Raw genomic sequence first — 15,109 nt, 5'->3', positions numbered from 1 at the left:
GTCTCGCGAATACGAACCTGGCGGTCCGGATGGTCGGCCTCGAACAGCTGGGAGGCCGCGAGCACGGCGTCGGCGGCTTCCAGTGGGCAGGCACCAGTTCGTCAACGGAAGCGCGCGCCGGCCGGTGTGATCGCCACCCGGCGGCTGGTGCGCTGGAACAGCAGCAGGCCGAAGCGGCGCTCCAACCGCTGCACGGTCTGACTCACCCGCCCCTGGGAAATCCCCAGCCGCTCGCCGGTGCGACCGAAGTGCAATTCCTCGGCAAGCGTCAGGAACACCTCGATCTCGTGCCGCTGCGCCGTTGAAGACGCCGCCGTCACCGCGGCGGGGGTTGTTGCGGATCTGCTGGACGCGGTCGTGAGGCGGAAGGGGGCGCCTTCGCTGTATGTCTCCGGCTTGTCGTCGGCCGACGGGCTGAGGCGTTCTTGCAGCCGGAGGCTGAGGTCGATCGTTCCGGCGACGTTCTTCTTCGCCGGGCACAGCACTTGGCTGGCCCCAGGGGTGACCGGCGTGCCGGATGACACCTCCCCGTGCCAGCCGACAAGATCCGAAAGGAGGCCCTACGGCCGCCCCGCGTGTATGCGGCACAGCGTGTCCGTGAACGCCTGCACCCGGGACGTGAAGCCGTCGCGGCGCCAGATCAGGCCGTAGTCGATGGGCGGAGCGTCGCAGAACGGGACGTAGGTGAGGCCGGGGCGGCCGTGGTAGTGGGCGGCGAGCAGCGACGCGACGGAGATGCCGCGGCCGGAGGCGACGAGCGGGGGGACTTCCAGCCAGTACACGAAGGTGGGGCCCCGGGGGATCGGCTTGCCCTGCGGCGTCTTGCTGGGCCAGATGTACTCGCGCCAGTACGGCGGGCTGTCGCCCGTGACGCCGATCAGCGGGGCGCGGGCCAGGTCCTCCACGGAGACCGACTCCTGCCGGGCGAACGGGTGGTCTGCGGGCACCATCATCGCCCGGGTGTCCGAGAAGATCACCGAGCCGGCCACCAGGTCGGGCTCCTCCACCGGGAACTCGGTGAGCTGCAGATCCACCACGCCGGCGCGCAGCGGGCCGAAGGTGTCGTAAAGCGGGATCTCCTGGATCTCGACCAGGCAGCCGAGGTGGGTGCGGCGAAAGGCCTCGGCGGTCCGCAGCACCATGTCGCCCGCCCACGCCGAGGAGAAGCCCACGCGCAGCGTGCCGGTGATGCCCTTGCCGGTCGCCAGTGCCTGCGCGACAGCCTCCTGGATCTCCTGGTGGGCCGGGGCCAGGCCGTCGTACAGGCGTTGCCCCGCCGGGGTCAGGGTTACCTTGCGGCTCGTACGGGCGAAGAGCGCGACGCCCAGGCGGCGTTCGAGCCGGCCGACGATCTGGCTCACCCGGCCCTGGGCGAGCCCGAGCCGCTCGGTGGCGCGGCGGAAGTGCAGCTCCTCGGCTACGGCCAGAAAGGCCTCGATCTCATGCCGCTCCAGCATCGCTGATCACCCCCGGCCCCGCCCCCGTGAAACCGACTGGTGAGCTTCGCTCACCGATCGTAGAGCAGGTCGCTCTCGTTCCGGCAGGCGTCAGCAGACAGCTTGTAAGCCATGCCTATGGACAACGAGCTCTACGACTACGGTCCGATCACCGAGCGGGAGCCCTTCAGCTGGCCCGGCGGTGCCCGAGTGGCGTTCTACGTCGGGCTGAACATCGAGCACTTCCAGCTCGGCACCCCCTCGACCAGTCTGAACGAGGCAACCGCCGCGCTCGTCCCGGACCCGCTGAACCACGGCTGGCGCGAATACGGCGTCCGGGTGGGCATCTGGCGCGTCATGCAGGCCCTCGACCGGCACGGCGTACGCGCCAGCGCGCTGCTCAACTCCGCCGTCTGCGAGCACTATCCGCAGATCGTCGAGGCCGGCCTGGCCCGTAACTGGGCGTGGCTCGCGCACGGCCGTGACAACTCCACCCTGCAGGCCGGGATGACGGAGGAGGACGAGCGCGGCTATCTCACCGACGTCGTCGAGACGATCGAGAAGGCCACCGGGCAACGGCCGCGCGGCTGGCTCGGCCCGGCGCTCACCGAGACCTTCCGGACGCCGGCGCTGCTTGCCGAGCTCGGCCTCGGTTACGTGCTCGACTGGACCAATGACGATCAGCCGTACCCGCTGAACATCCCTGGAATGCTGAGCGTGCCGTACTCGGTCGAGCTCAACGACCTCGGACTCTTCACCATGCACGGCATGACCGGGCCCGATTTCGTGCAGCTGGTCAAGGACCAGGTCGACCAGCTGCACGACGATTCGGCCGCCGGCGGCCGGGTGATGGCGCTGGCGCTGCATCCGTTCGTCATCGGTCAGGCGTTCCGGACCAGGTACCTCGACCAGGCGCTGGAATACGTCGTGAACCACCCGGGCGTGTGGACGGCCACCAGCGACGAGATCGCCGAGCACTACGTCCGTACCTTCACGGGCAGACCGTGACCGGGCAGGCGGTCACCGCGAAGGCCGTGACCGAGCGGCCGCGAGCCACATCGCCCTGGCTGACGATCACCGTGCTCTGCATCGGGCAAGTGATGCTCGTCATCGACCAGAACATCGTCAATGTCGCCCTCCCGACCGTGCAGCGCGGCCTCGGCTTCTCCGCGGAGAACCTGGTCTGGGTGGTCAACGCCTACGTCGTCCCGTTCGGCGGGCTGCTGATGCTCGCTGGCCGACTCGGTGACCTGATCGGGCGCAAGCGGGTCTTCCTCGTCGGCGTCGCACTCTTCAGCGCGGCCTCGGTGCTCTGCGGATTCGCGACCGGCGAGGCCACGCTGATCGGCTTCCGGTTCCTGCAAGGCGTCGGCGGCGCGATCGCCTCGGCCTGCATTCTCGGCATCGTTGCGACCCAGTTCACCGACGCGCGCCGGCAAGCCCAGGCCATCGGCGCCTACAGCTTCGCCTCCGCGGGCGGCGGCACGGTCGGCCCACTGCTCGGCGGCGTCCTGACCGACCTGCTCAGCTGGCACTGGATCTTCTTCATCAACGCACCGATCGGCGCGGCGGTCATCGCCGTCGGCCTTCGTACGATCCGTAAGGACGAGTCGCAGGGCCTGGGCAAGGGCACCGACTTCCTCGGTGCCGCCCTGGCCACGGCCGGCATGATGCTGCTCGTCTACACCATCGTCGACGCCGAGCAGGCCGGCTGGACCTCCGCCCGGACCCTGCTGCTCGGCGTGCTCGCCCTCGCGCTGCTCGCCGGATTCGTCGTACGGCAGGCCCGCGCCGAGCGGCCGCTGCTGCCGCTGCGGCTGTTCCGCTCGCGGCGGCTGACCGCGGCGAACGTCGTGCAGTTCATGGTGATCGCAGGCATGTTCGGGCTGCTGTTCTTCGGGACGCTGTATCTACAGCAGGTGCTTGGCTACAGCGCGCTCGCGGCAGGGCTCGGCTTCATGCCGGTCGCCGCTGTCATCGCGGTGATCTCGCTCGGCCTCTCGGCCCGCCTGATCATGAAGTTCGGGCAGCGGCCGCTACTGTACCTGGGACTCGTCCTGATCACGGCGGCCTTCGTGCTGCTGTCGTTCAGCCGAGCGGACGGCACGTTCGCGGTGGACTTCCTGCCCGCGTCCCTGCTGATGGGCATCGGTTTCGGCCTGGCCGCGCCCGCCATGATGGGGCTCGGCATGGCCGCCGTCGCCCCCGAGGAGTCCGGCATCGCCTCCGGCCTGTTCAACACCACGCAGCAGATCGGCGGCGCCATCGGCCTCGCCGTGATGAGCGCGGTCGTCACCGCCCGTACGAGCGGCCTCGAAGCGGGCAGCGCGGACAGCTTCGGATCCGGCGGCGAGGCCGCCAGGTCGGCGCTGCTCGAGGGCTATCACGCGGCCTTCCTGACCGCCGCCGGTTTCGTGGCGGCGGCCCTTGTCCTCGCCCTCGTGCTGCTGCGGGGAACTCCCGGAACTACCTCAAGGAGCCACTCATGACCACCCCCACGCGCACCCCCGCCCCCATCCCCCGCAGCCGCGAGATCCGCCTGGCCTCGCGTCCCACCGGCGCCCCCGGCGCCGAGAACTTCGACCTGGTCCACGCCGACATACCGGCGGACCTGGCCGACGGCGAGATCCTGGTCCGCAACGACTGGATGTCGGTCGACCCGTACATGCGCGGCCGGATGACCGACGTCCCCTCCTACATCCCGCCGTTCCAGCTCGGCGTCGCGCTCGAGGGCAGCGCGGTGGGCGAGGTCGTCGCCTCCCGGGCGCCGGCGGTCCCGGCCGGCGCCACGGTGTCGCACTTCGCCGGGTGGCGGGAGTATGCAGTGCTGGACGCCGCCGTGGTCTCCGTGGTCGACACGGCGCTCGCCCCTGCCGAGGCGTACCTGGGCGCGCTGGGAACCACCGGTCTGACGGCGTACGCCGCCCTCACCGAGGTCGCGCCGGTGCAGGAGGGCGACGTGGTGTTCGTCTCCGCCGCGGCAGGCGCCGTCGGCAGCGTGGCCGGGCAGTTGGCCCGCCGCCTCGGCGCCGCGCGGGTGATCGGTTCGGCGGGCGGCCCGGCCAAGACGGCCAAGCTGCTCGACGACTTCGGCTTCGATGCGGCCCTGGACTACAAGGCCGCCCCCATCGCCGAGCAGCTGGCGAAGGCGGCTCCCGAAGGCATCGACATCTACCTCGACCACGTCGGCGGCGACCACCTGGAGGCGGCCATCGACGCCGCCCGCCCCGGCGCCCGCTTCGCCTTGATCGGCGCGATCAGCGCGTACAACGCCACCGCCCCGGTGCCGGGCCCGACCAACCTTTTCCAGGCGTACACCAAGGAGCTCAGCCTGCGCGGCCTGCTGGTGAACTCGTACTTCCGCCTCTTCCCCGACTGGATCAAGCAGGGCGCCGCCTGGCTGGCCGATGGCACCCTGCACACCGAGCAGACCGTGGTGCACGGCCTCGACCATGCCCCGGCCGCGTTCCTGGGCGTCCTCAGCGGCGCGAACACTGGCAAGATGCTCGTCCGCCTGGACAGCGGCGGCGCCAAGTGAGCGGCCAAGTGTGGGGGTGAGGGAGGGGGAGGGGAGAGCATGATCGGCATCGACGGCTATCTGGCCTCCGTCATTCACGGTGATCTTGGAATGACTGTGTCGTGACAAGGAAAAGTGCTCCTGGCCTGGGATGATGCGATTGCTGAAGTCACATAGCCCGGAGCCGGAGGAGCACTTTTCAGCTGCACGATAACGGATGGCGTATCGGTCTGCCGGCGCGAAGATCCTGCGCTCCTCGATGGTCGCGCCGGCACGCCGCCATCCGACCAGGCGTCGCCCGCCCAATGGCGTGCCGCGCCGGCCTGAACTCATTCGAGGCCGGCCGGAGCGGAGTGCCCTGGGCCGGACCAAAGCTCCTGCTTGCGATGACACCACCTGGACGCCGCTCGCTACGGCCGGAGTTGTTCAGGACCCTCCTAGGACCGGCTCGGGACCGGCGTGCGCAACGCGTACAGGACGTCGTCGCGCTCGTGGACGAATCCCAGCCGCGCCGCCACCGCACGGCTGCCGGTGTTGTCCGGTGACGTCGTCCAGGTGGGCACGCGGCCGCGGGCGCGGATGTCGGCCACCAGCGCGCCCGCACACGCGGTGGAGAGCCCTCGCCTGCGGTACGCGGGCTCGGTGACCACACCGATGTCCTCGTGGGCTCCGCCGACGTAGAACGGCACGGCGAGCGCGGCCACCCGGCCCTCGACGAGCACGCCGCGCGCGACCCCGGCCGCGAGCAGCCCCGCCACGCCGCCCCAGGTCTCGGCGATCCACGCGCTGTCCGCGCCGAGCGCGGCGAACGCGGGCGCGTCGGCGGGGGTGAGCAGCGCGACGTCGGGTGCGGGCACCGCCGCGCCTGCGGGGAGCACGGCGACCAGGCGGTCCCAGACGCCGGTGGCGGGGTCGACGTCGCGCAGGGCGGGCAGCCAGTGCGTCGGTGCCTCGACGAACCCGGTTTCACCGTCGAGGGCGTCGGGCGGCAGGCGATCGGGTGCCCCACGCAGGGCGACGTTGCCGGGCAGCGCGGCGACCACGACCTGCGGGTCGGGCCAGCGGTCCACGCGGACGTGCCCGTGTCCCGTGCGCGCCACGTGCTCGAAGATCATCGGCCCCGGGCGTTCGGGCGCGAACCAGGGGCGCAGGGCGGGAAGCTGGTCGGGCGCGACGGTCAGCACCACCCGCACCTTGCCGCGACGCCGCCCCGCGCGCCACCGGTTAGCCGGTACGTTGGTCCCGTGCGGTGGACCACGGCGCGGACGGAGCAGCTGAGCTCCCTCGCGTACGCGCGCCTTCCCGGCGTCGCGCTGGCCCTCGCGGTCCTCTCCTCGGCCGTCCTCGCGGCCGCCACCGTTCCCGCAGGAGATTCCTCGCTCGTCGTCGGCGTGCTGGGCACCCTGCTGGCCGCGTGCGCGGTGGCCCGCGGGGTCGCGGTCGTGCTGCCCACCGTCACCGGCCTCGGCCCGGTGGTCGCCGCACGCGATCACCACCGCGCGCTCGCGCGGCGGCCGGTACCCCGCCACCGCGACCCGGACGCCCCGGGCCACACCCGTTCCCGCGCGCCGTCGGAGCTCGCCCCGGCGGCGTAGACGCACTTCACGCCGCCGGACGACGAGTCCCTTCCGTCCCGGCTGCCCGTGGAGTGCCGTCATGCCCCGTTCCGTCCTCGTCGACCCCTGCGCCACGGCGGTGGCGCCGTGCTAGATCCCGTCTACTTCGCCGTGTCCGGTGTCATGTGGTGCTGGCACCAGCTGTTCGGCTTCCTGCTCGGTCCCGCCAGCGGCGCCGCATGGGCCCTGGCGGTCGTGTTCCTCGTGCTGACGCTTCGCGCGCTGCTGATCCGCCCGTTCCTGGCCCAGGTGCGGTCGGGCCGGGCGATGCGGGCGCTCGCCCCGCAGCTGGCGCAGCTGCGCACCCGGCACGCCGACGACCCCGCCCGGTTGCTCCAGGAGACCCGTGCGCTCCAGCAGGCGCACGGCGTGAGCGCGGCCGGCACGATCCTGCCCGCGCTGCTGCAGGTGCCGGTGTTCGTCGGCCTGCTGCACGTGCTGACCCACTTCAACCGCGAGGGCCTGACGTTCGCGCAGAACGCGGGGCTCGCCAACTACGCCTTCGGCCCCGACGAGGTGCGCTCGTTCCTGTCGGCGCGGCTGTTCGGGGCGCCGCTCTCGTCGTACCTGAGCATGCCGCAGCAGCTGCTCGACTCCTTCGGCGGTCACGTGGACCGCTGGGAGGTCGCCGCGGTGGCCGTGCCGCTGATGCTGCTGGCCGCCGTGGCCACGCACATCTGCGCGCGGCACTCGCTGCGCCACCAGCCCGCCGACAGCCCGCTCGGCGCGATCCTGCGTTGGTCGCCGTGGGTCTTCCCGCTCGGTGCGCTGGTCGGTGGCGCGTTCTTCCCGCTCCCGGTCGCGATCCTGCTCTACTGGCTCGCCAACAACGTCTGGACGCTGGTGCAGCAGTGGATCGTGTTCCGGCCGGTCGCGGAGCCGCCGCGCCCGCTCGAGACCGCCGCCGCGACGTCCACCGCCGCCCCGTCGGGGGGCGGTTCCGCGTCGGCCAGGCCCCGGCGCAACTCCTCGGGCCGGCGCAGGCGGCGGTCCCGGCGGTAGGAAGATCGGACCCGTGCACGCCACGACAGCGCCCGACGGCATCCGCATCGCCTACCAGGTCCGCGGGTCCGGGCCGCCCCTGCTGTTGCTCTCCGGGCAGGCGAGCTCCCACTCCTGGTGGAACGGCGTCCGCGACGAGCTCGCGGCCGCGCACACGACCGTGACGATGGACTACCGCGGCACCGGCGCCAGCGACAAGCCCGACGCGCCCCACAGCACGCCGGGCTTCGCCGAGGACGCGGTGGCGGTGCTCGACGCGCTCGGGATCGAACGGACCGATGTCTACGGCACGTCGATGGGCGGGCGGGTGGCCCAGTGGCTGGCCGCGCGACACCCGAGCCGCGTGCGCCACCTGGTCCTGGGCTGCACGTCCCCGGGCGGGGTGCACGCGGTGGAGCGCAGCGACGAGGTGCGCCGTTCGCTCGCGCAGCCCGACCCGGCGGCCAACCGGCAGGCGCTGCTCGAGCTGATGTACACGCCCGACTGGCTGCGTCGCGAGCCCGGCCCCTACTGGACCCTGGGGGACCGGGACATGCCCCCGCACTCCCGGCGCGGGCACCTGCGCGCCAGCGCGCAGCACGACGCGTGGGACGCGCTCCCCGGGATCGCGGCTCCCACGCTCGTGCTGCACGGCGGCGACGACCGGCTCAACCCGGCCGCCAACGCGCCCCTGCTGGCCGAGCGCATCCCCGGGGCCCGGCTCCACGTGATCCCGGGCGCCCGGCACGCCTACTTCGAGGAGTTCCGCGCCGAAGCGACCCCACTGGTGGAGGCGTTCCTGGCAGCGGCGTGAGCCGCTCGGGGCGCGGCTAGAGGCCCAGGCCGCGGCGCAGCGCGACGAGCGCCTCCTCGGACTCCCGGCGGCTCACGGCGGCGCTCTCCACCAGCGCCGAGCCGTGGAACGTGCCGGGGAACAGGTGCAGCTCCACCGGCACGCCGGCGTGCAGGAGGGCCTGCGCGTAGGCGATCCCCTCGTCGCGCAGCGGGTCGAACTCCATCACCGACACGTAGGCGGGTGGGAGCCCGGCGAGGTCGGTGGCGCGGGCGGGCGCGGCGTAGTGCGAGACCTCGGCCGTGCCGCGCTTCCCGGCGCCCAGGTAGGAGTCCCAGCTGAACTCCGCGCGGGGCCGGTTCCAGAGCGGGGTGTCGGTGAAGGCGCGCATGCTCGGCGTCTCCAACCGGTCGTCGACCTCCGGCACGCCCAGGTACTGGAACGCGATGTGCGGGCCGCCGCGGTCGCGCGCGAGCAGCGACAGCGCCGCGCACAGCCCGCCTCCCGCGCTGATGCCGTGCAGGGCGATGCGATCGGCGTCGACCCCGAGCGCGTCGGCGTTCTTCGCCGTCCAGACCAGCCCGGCGTAGCAGTCCTCCAGCGGCGCCGGGAACGGGTGCTCCGGGGCCAGCCGGTAGTCGACCGTCACCACGACGGCGCCCAGCTCGCGCGCGAGCTGCAGGTTGCTCGCGTGCCCGCCCTCGAGGTCACCCAGGACGAAGCCGCCGCCGTGCACGTCGTAGACGGCGGCAGGCGCCACCGGGCGCTCCGGCGTGTAGATCCGCAAGCGGACGTCCGGGGCGCCGTCCGGGCCGGGCACCAGCTCCTCGCGGAACCGCACCCCCGACTCGTCCGGGGCGCCCCGAGCGGCCAGCATCTCCTCCATCATCTGCTGCATGCGCTCGCGCGCCACGCCGACGTCGTTCATCTCGAAGTCGGGCAGCTCGGCGACGGCCGGCGCGAGCTCGGGGTCGAAGGCGTAGGCCACGGGTCCTCCCTGGGGGTCGATGACCTCGATCATGCCCGCTCCTCCCGACATCGGGGCGCCGTTGTCAGGCCCGCAGGCGCAGGCCCTTCGGTGTGACCCGGAAACCGGCCTCGGTGAGCACCTCGGCCAGGTCGGAGCCCAGCGACCCGACGCCGTCGGCGCGCTCGACGGCCAGGCTCCCCAGCCAGCCCTCGTGCACGGCACCGGCCAGGGCGTGGGCGGCCGCCACGAGCTCCTCGCGCTCCCCGCTGAACGACAGCAGCGACCGGCCGCCCCTCTCGACGTAGAGCACGGGTGCACCCTCCACGAGCACGACCAGCGCGCCCGCCTTTCGCCCGGGCCGGTGCTTGCTGTCGCCGACCGTGGCGGGCCAGGCCAGCGCGGCCCCGTAGGCCTGCGCCGGATCGGCGGCGGCCAGCACCACGCTGGACGGGCCGCCCGAGCCGCGCGCGTCGGCCTCCGACCTCCCCGGCGGGCCGCCGTCCGGCCGCGACATCGCGCGGAGCCGGTCGATCGCCCCGGGCACCGCGAACTGCGCTGCCCCGAGGCCCTCCACCACGTAACCGCGGCGGGCGCGCCCGGAATCCTCCATGGCCCGCAGCACCCGGTAGACCCCGGCGAAGCCCCCGCTGACCCGTTCGGTGCCCAGCGCGCCGCGGGTGAGCACGCCGTGACGTTCCAGGAACGCCTCCGCGCGTGCGTGGGCCCTGCGGGTGGGGTCGGGCTCGCGCGGCGCAGCGAGTGCCCACCGCCCGCCGACCGAGGGCGGTCCGCTGCGGCTCGGCATCGCCGGGCGCCCGGCGCGCAGCTGCGCGTACCGGCCCCGCGCAGGTGAGCGGCGGCTGCGGTGGGCCGGGGCGCCCCGGCTGCCCGGTGCTCGCCCCCCGCCCAGGCGCCCCCGCAGCGGTGCGAGGGTGTCGTTGGTGAGCAGACCCGCCCACACCAGGTCCCAGACCGCGGCGACGACCACGTCGTCGGCCGGGGCCTGCTCCCCGGCGTCGAGCAGGGTGCGCGTGGCGCGGTCGGCCAGCTCGCGGAAGAAGAGCGCGCCGCCGCCGACCGGTGGGGCGTCGAGCTCGGGCAGGCCCAGCGCGGTGAGGACGGCCCGGTGCAACGGCGTGCCGGCGATGTCGGGCTCGGGCTCGGGCAGCAACAGGTCGGCGACGTCGGACGGGGCGACCGCGAGCCAGCCGTCGGTGCCGGCGAGGGGCCCGCAGCCGGTCCAGGTGACCTCGCCCGCCGCGGTGAGCTCGTCGAGCAGCGCCGGGGTGTAGCCGGGCAGCCGGGCGGGCAGGACCAGCGACTCCAGCGCGCTCGCCGGCAGCGGCGCCCCGGCGAGCTGCTCCACCACGCCGAGCACGTCCTCCGCGCCCGGCGCGCGCCGCATCCGCCCGCGTCGTTCCCCTCCGGGCGCGGCCTGCACGCCCTGCCAGGCGGGCAGGAACCGCCCGAGCGCCTGCTGCTCCACCGGCTCGACCTCGGCGCGCAACCGCGCGAGCGAGCCGCGCCGCAACCGCCGCAGCACCTCGCCGTCGCAGTACTCGAGCGGATCGGCGCCGTGGCCGGCGCCGGCCGGCGCCAAGGCGAGCGGACGCAGCTCGCCGCGCACCAGGCGACCGGTGCCGACCAGCCGGTCGAGCACGCCGCCCACCACCGCCACCCCGAGCCCGAAGCGCGCCGCGCACTCTGACGCGGCGAACGGGGCGTGGCTGCGGGCGTAGCGCAGGACGAGATCGCCCAACGGGTCGGCCACGGGCTCGGTGAACGTCTCGGGCACCCCGACGGGCAGGGCCGCGCCGAGCGCGTCGCGCACCCGTCCGGCGTCCTCGACGGCCAGCCAGCGCTCCTCGCCGCCCATGCGGACGCGGATGGCCCGGCGCGTGGACTCCAGCCCGTGCAGCCATTCCTCCTGCACGCCGCGGGCCGCCGCCTCGGCGGTGGTGAGGTCGCCGAGGAAGCGCAGCAGGTCGGCCGCGCCCTCGGCGTCGCGCGCGTGCCGGTCGGGGGCGAGCCGCTGCAGCTGCGCCTCGACCTCGGCAACGACGTCCGGGTCGAGCAGCTCGCGGATGGCCTCCGAGCCGAGCAGCTCCGCCAGCAGCGTGGAATCGAGCGACAGGGCCGCTGCGCGCCGCTCGGCCAGCGGCGCGTCGGACTCGTAGAGGAACATCCCGACGTAGCCGAACAGCAGGCTGCGCGCGAACGGTGACGGGGCCGGCGTGGCCACCTCGACCACCCGCACCTTGCGCGCCTGCACGTCGGCCATCAGCTCGCGCAGGCCGGGCAGGTCGTAGACGTCCTGCACGCACTCGCGCATGGCCTCGAGGGTGACCGGGAACTGCTCGTAGCGCCCGGCCACCGCGAGCAGCTGCGAGGCCCGCTGCCGCTGCTGCCACAGCGGCGTGCGCCGCCGCGGGTCGCGGCGGGGGAGCAGCAGGGACCGGGCCGCGCACTCCCGGAACCGGGACGCGTACAGCGAGGACCCGCCCAGCTCGGCCACCACGATCTGCTCCACCTCGGCCGGGTCGAGCAGCACGTCCTCGGCGGTGGGCACGACCTCGGCGCCGGACTCGTCGACGGCGTCGGGGATCCGCAGGACGATGCCGTCGTCGGCGCCCGACGCGTGCACCTCGACCCCGCGCCGCTCCCGCATCCGGGCGGCGATCGCGAGCGCCCACGGGCCGTTGACCTTGGCCCCGAACGGGGAGTGCACCACCAGCCGCCAGTCACCCAGCTCGTCGCGGAACCGCTCCACGAGCAGGGTGCGGTCGCTGGGCACGTGACGGGTGGTCTCGCGCTGCTCGTGCAGGTAGGCGATGAGGTTGTCGGCGGCCCACTCGTCGAGCCCGGCCGCCGTGGCGCGCTCGCGGGCGTCCTCGGCGGACAGGCCCGCCATCTCGCGCACGAACGCACCGACCGCCCGCCCCAGCTCCAGCGGGCGACCGACCTGCTCGCCCTTCCAGAACGGCATCCGCGCCGGCTGCCCCGGGGCCGGGGTGACGATCACGCGGTCATGGGTGATGTCCTGCACGGTCCAGCTGGAGGTGCCGAGCAGGAACGTGTCGCCGACGCGGGACTCGTAGACCATCTCCTCGTCGAGCTCGCCCACCCGGGAGCCGCGCCCGTCGGCCCCGCCAGGCGTCATGACCGTGAACAGCCCGCGGTCGGGGATGGTGCCCCCGGACGTGACGGCGAGCCGCTGCGCGCCCGGGCGGCCCTGCAGCGTGTCGGTGACCCGGTCCCAGGTGATGCGGGCGCGCAGCTCGCCGAACTCCTCGGACGGGTAGCGCCCGGCCAGCATGTCGAGCACGGCGTGCAGCGCCGACTCCGGCAACGCCGCGAACGGCGCCGCCCGCCGGACGACGCGGGCGAGGTCGTCGAGCTGCCACGCCTCCAGGGCCACCATCGCCACGACGTGCTGGGCGAGCACGTCGAGCGGGTTGCGCGGGTAGCGCATGGACTCGATGGCCCCGCTCGTCATCCGCTCGGCGACCACGGCGCAGGAGACGAGGTCGCCCCGGTACTTCGGGAACACCACGCCACGCGAGACCGCCCCCACCTGGTGGCCGGCGCGCCCCACGCGCTGCAGCCCCGACGCCACGCTCGGCGGGGCCTCGACCTGCACGACGAGGTCGACCGCCCCCATGTCGATGCCCAGCTCCAGGCTCGAGGTGGCCACCACGCACGGCAGCAGGCCGCTCTTGAGCTCCTCCTCCACGAGCGTGCGCTGCTCGCGCGACATCGAGCCGTGGTGCGCCTTCGCCACGGTGGGCGCCGCGCCGCCGCCGACGCCGGACTGCCCGACGGCCTCGGCGGGGAAGGTGTCGAGGTCCTGCACCTCCCCGTCGGCCTCCTCGGCGGCCAGCTCGTTGAGCCGAGCGGTGAGCCGCTCGGCCAGGCGCCGGGAGTTGGAGAAGACGATCGTGGAGCGGTGCTCCCGCACCAGCCGGAGCAGGCGTCGCTCCACGGCGGGCCAGATCGAGGGCCGCTGCGCGGTGCCGGCCGCCGAACCGATGACCTCCTCGTCGCTGCTGCCCACCGAGGGCTGCTCGTCGAGGGCGGCGAGGTCGGGCACCGGGACCTCGACGGTGACCTCGATCGTCTTCGGGATCGGCGGCTGCACCACCTCCACCGGGCGCGCGCCTGCGAGGAACGTGGCCACCTCGTCGACCGGGCGCACGGTGGCCGACAGCCCGATGCGCTGGGCGGGCTGCGGCAACAGCTCGTCGAGACGCTCCAGCGACAGCGCGAGGTGCGCGCCGCGCTTGGTGCCGGCCACGGCGTGCACCTCGTCGACGATCACCGTCTGCACGCCGCGCAGCGACTCCCGCGCGGCGGAGGTGAGCAGCAGGAACAGCGACTCCGGCGTGGTGACGAGCACGTCGGGCGGGGTGCGCGCGAACTGCCGGCGCTCGTCGGCCGGGGTGTCGCCGGTGCGCATGCCGACCGTGATGTCGGGAACCGGCAGCCCGAGGCGCTGCGCGGCCTGCCGGATGCCGGTGAGCGGGGAGCGCAGGTTGCGCTGCACGTCGACGGCGAGCGCCTTGAGCGGGGACACGTACAGCACGCGGCAGCGCTGCGCCGGCTCCGGCGGCGGTGTGGCGGCGAGGCGGTCGAGCGCCCACAGGAACGCGGCCAGCGTCTTGCCCGAGCCGGTGGGCGCGACGACGAGCGCGTGCTTGCCCGCCTGCGCCGCCGACCAGGCCCCCTCCTGGGCGGCCGTGGGCGCGGCGAAGGCCCCGCGGAACCAATCGCGGGTGGGCGGGGAGAACCCGTCGAGCGCCGTCACGCCCTCCATGATGCGCCCGGCCCCCGACAGTTCCGGCGGAACGCGGTCCCCGCACCGACGAGGGTGCCGCTCGTCGGGTGGGTCGGGGTTCGCGACGTGCGCAGCGCGAGGGCCACGCCCGCCGCGCAGAGCACGATGCCGGGAACCGCGAGCGGGCCGGGCACCTCGCCGAACATGAGCAGTGCCCACACCATCGTCGTCGGCGGGGTGAGGTAGAGCAGCGTGCTGACGCGCACGGCCCCGCTGCGGCGCAGCACGACCAGGTAGGCGCCGTAGCCACCGAAGGTGGACAGGACGACCACCCAGGCCACCGCCCACCAGAAGGCCGGGTCGGCCGGCGGTTGCAGCCGGCCCCCCGCGGCGGCCACGGCGACGAAGAATCCGGCCCCGAGCACGGTCTGCGCGGTCAGGGACTGCAGGGGGGTCTCGGCGGGGCGCAGCCGCCGCTCCAGCAACGTGCCCGCCGACAGCGCCGCCATGCCGCCGACCGGGAGCAGGTAGGCCCACCACGGCGCGCCCGCGAGGCCGAGGTCGGCGCCGACGACGAGGACGACGCCGGCGAGGCCCAGCCCGAGGCCCGTGCGCCGGCCGGGTCCGGTGCGCTCCCCGAGCAGCGGCCCGGCGGCCGCGGCGACGAGCAGCGGCTGGAGCGCGGCGATCAGCGCGGTGGTACCGGGTGGCACCCCGAGCGCGACACCGGTGACGACCCCGCCGAGGTAGAGGCACTGCCACAGCAACCCGAGCACACCCTGGCGCAGCAGCGCGCGCGGTCCGAGGCGCGTGCCCAGCACGGCGGCCAGCGCCGTCAGGACTCCGGCCGCCACCAGGTAGCGCCAGGCGAGGAGGGTGTCGGCCGGCGCGAACCGCGTTCCCAGCTCGGCTCCCACGAAGCCGGAGCTCCACATCACCACCAGCGCCGCACCGGCGGCCGCGTCCACCCGTCGTCCATCCATGCCTTGCAGGTAACCATACCGGTCGGTATACTTGCCGTG

At 74.1% G+C, this 15,109-nt stretch carries 12 protein-coding genes; 6 read left to right on the top strand and 6 right to left on the bottom strand.

The annotated features are described in order from the left end of the window. Positions 1–101: 101 nt before the first annotated feature. Entirely contained in the window at positions 102–524 is a 423-nt protein-coding gene (locus tag CFP66_RS50310) for a LysR family transcriptional regulator (protein WP_369805080.1), read from the bottom strand. A gap of 36 nt (positions 525–560) precedes the next feature. Continuing rightward, positions 561–1,457 carry a LysR family transcriptional regulator gene (locus tag CFP66_RS17160; protein WP_094925212.1) on the bottom strand — a complete coding sequence of 299 codons (897 nt, stop codon included), beginning with the start codon at positions 1,455–1,457 and terminating at the stop codon, positions 561–563. Between the two features lie 111 nt (positions 1,458–1,568). Between CFP66_RS17160 and CFP66_RS17155 the strand changes: the two genes are divergently transcribed. Genes CFP66_RS17155 through CFP66_RS17145 form a run of 3 tightly spaced genes read left to right on the top strand, consistent with a single transcriptional unit; the run spans position 1,569 to position 4,974 of the window. Continuing rightward, on the top strand, positions 1,569–2,444 hold the full coding sequence (locus tag CFP66_RS17155; protein ID WP_233159493.1) for a polysaccharide deacetylase family protein: 876 nt from the start codon (positions 1,569–1,571) through the stop codon (positions 2,442–2,444). Continuing rightward, positions 2,441–3,925: an MFS transporter gene (locus CFP66_RS17150; protein WP_233159492.1), complete on the top strand. Its 1,485-nt coding sequence runs from the start codon at positions 2,441–2,443 to the stop codon at positions 3,923–3,925. The genes CFP66_RS17155 and CFP66_RS17150 overlap by 4 nt, the downstream gene beginning before the upstream one ends. Continuing rightward, positions 3,922–4,974, top strand: coding sequence for an NADP-dependent oxidoreductase (locus tag CFP66_RS17145; protein ID WP_094925208.1), 1,053 nt, complete (start codon positions 3,922–3,924; stop codon positions 4,972–4,974). Before CFP66_RS17150 ends, CFP66_RS17145 begins: the two co-directional genes overlap by 4 nt. Positions 4,975–5,390: 416 nt before the next feature. Here the strand turns inward: CFP66_RS17145 and CFP66_RS17140 are convergent, their stop codons facing one another. Next, positions 5,391–6,137: a GNAT family N-acetyltransferase gene (locus CFP66_RS17140; protein ID WP_198961503.1), complete on the bottom strand. Its 747-nt coding sequence runs from the start codon at positions 6,135–6,137 to the stop codon at positions 5,391–5,393. A 60-nt stretch (positions 6,138–6,197) separates the two neighbouring features. On the opposite strand from CFP66_RS17140, the gene CFP66_RS17135 reads away from it, so the two are divergent. The 3 genes from CFP66_RS17135 (at position 6,198) to CFP66_RS17125 (ending at position 8,364) form a co-directional block, all read left to right on the top strand. Continuing rightward, positions 6,198–6,548: a DUF6412 domain-containing protein gene (locus tag CFP66_RS17135; RefSeq protein WP_094925206.1), complete on the top strand. Its 351-nt coding sequence runs from the start codon at positions 6,198–6,200 to the stop codon at positions 6,546–6,548. A gap of 108 nt (positions 6,549–6,656) precedes the next feature. Beyond that, on the top strand, positions 6,657–7,571 hold the full coding sequence (yidC, locus tag CFP66_RS17130; RefSeq protein WP_094925204.1) for a membrane protein insertase YidC: 915 nt from the start codon (positions 6,657–6,659) through the stop codon (positions 7,569–7,571). Between the two features lie 13 nt (positions 7,572–7,584). Beyond that, positions 7,585–8,364, top strand: coding sequence for an alpha/beta fold hydrolase (locus CFP66_RS17125; RefSeq protein WP_094925202.1), 780 nt, complete (start codon positions 7,585–7,587; stop codon positions 8,362–8,364). 16 nt (positions 8,365–8,380) lie between these two features. Here CFP66_RS17125 and CFP66_RS17120 read toward each other — a convergent pair whose 3' ends face one another. From CFP66_RS17120 to CFP66_RS17110, 3 genes are read right to left on the bottom strand one after another with little or no spacing between them, the layout of a single operon-like run. After that, a complete protein-coding gene (locus CFP66_RS17120; protein WP_233159491.1) occupies positions 8,381–9,364 on the bottom strand; it encodes an alpha/beta hydrolase in 984 nt (327 codons plus the stop codon). Between the two features lie 31 nt (positions 9,365–9,395). After that, complete coding sequence (locus CFP66_RS17115) at positions 9,396–14,126, bottom strand: ATP-dependent helicase (RefSeq protein ID WP_094925200.1); 4,731 nt, start codon at positions 14,124–14,126, stop codon at positions 9,396–9,398. Then, entirely contained in the window at positions 14,114–15,070 is a 957-nt protein-coding gene (locus tag CFP66_RS17110) for a DMT family transporter (protein WP_094925198.1), read from the bottom strand. The genes CFP66_RS17115 and CFP66_RS17110 overlap by 13 nt, the downstream gene beginning before the upstream one ends. Positions 15,071–15,109: the final 39 nt, after the last annotated feature.

The organism is Pseudonocardia sp. MH-G8, assembly GCF_002262885.1.
GTDB lineage: Bacteria > Actinomycetota > Actinomycetes > Mycobacteriales > Pseudonocardiaceae > Pseudonocardia.
This window is presented reverse-complemented; position numbering and strand designations above follow the sequence as displayed.

Coding starts and splice junctions, on each gene's coding strand:
- CFP66_RS17145 (WP_094925208.1), top strand. CDS start 3,922: ATGACCACCCCCACGCGCACCCCCGCCCCCATCCCCCGCAGCCGCGAG.
- CFP66_RS17110 (WP_094925198.1), bottom strand. CDS start 15,070: ATGGATGGACGACGGGTGGACGCGGCCGCCGGTGCGGCGCTGGTGGTG.
- CFP66_RS17115 (WP_094925200.1), bottom strand. CDS start 14,126: ATGGAGGGCGTGACGGCGCTCGACGGGTTCTCCCCGCCCACCCGCGAT.
- CFP66_RS17155 (WP_233159493.1), top strand. CDS start 1,569: ATGCCTATGGACAACGAGCTCTACGACTACGGTCCGATCACCGAGCGG.
- CFP66_RS17120 (WP_233159491.1), bottom strand. CDS start 9,364: ATGATCGAGGTCATCGACCCCCAGGGAGGACCCGTGGCCTACGCCTTC.
- CFP66_RS17160 (WP_094925212.1), bottom strand. CDS start 1,457: ATGCTGGAGCGGCATGAGATCGAGGCCTTTCTGGCCGTAGCCGAGGAG.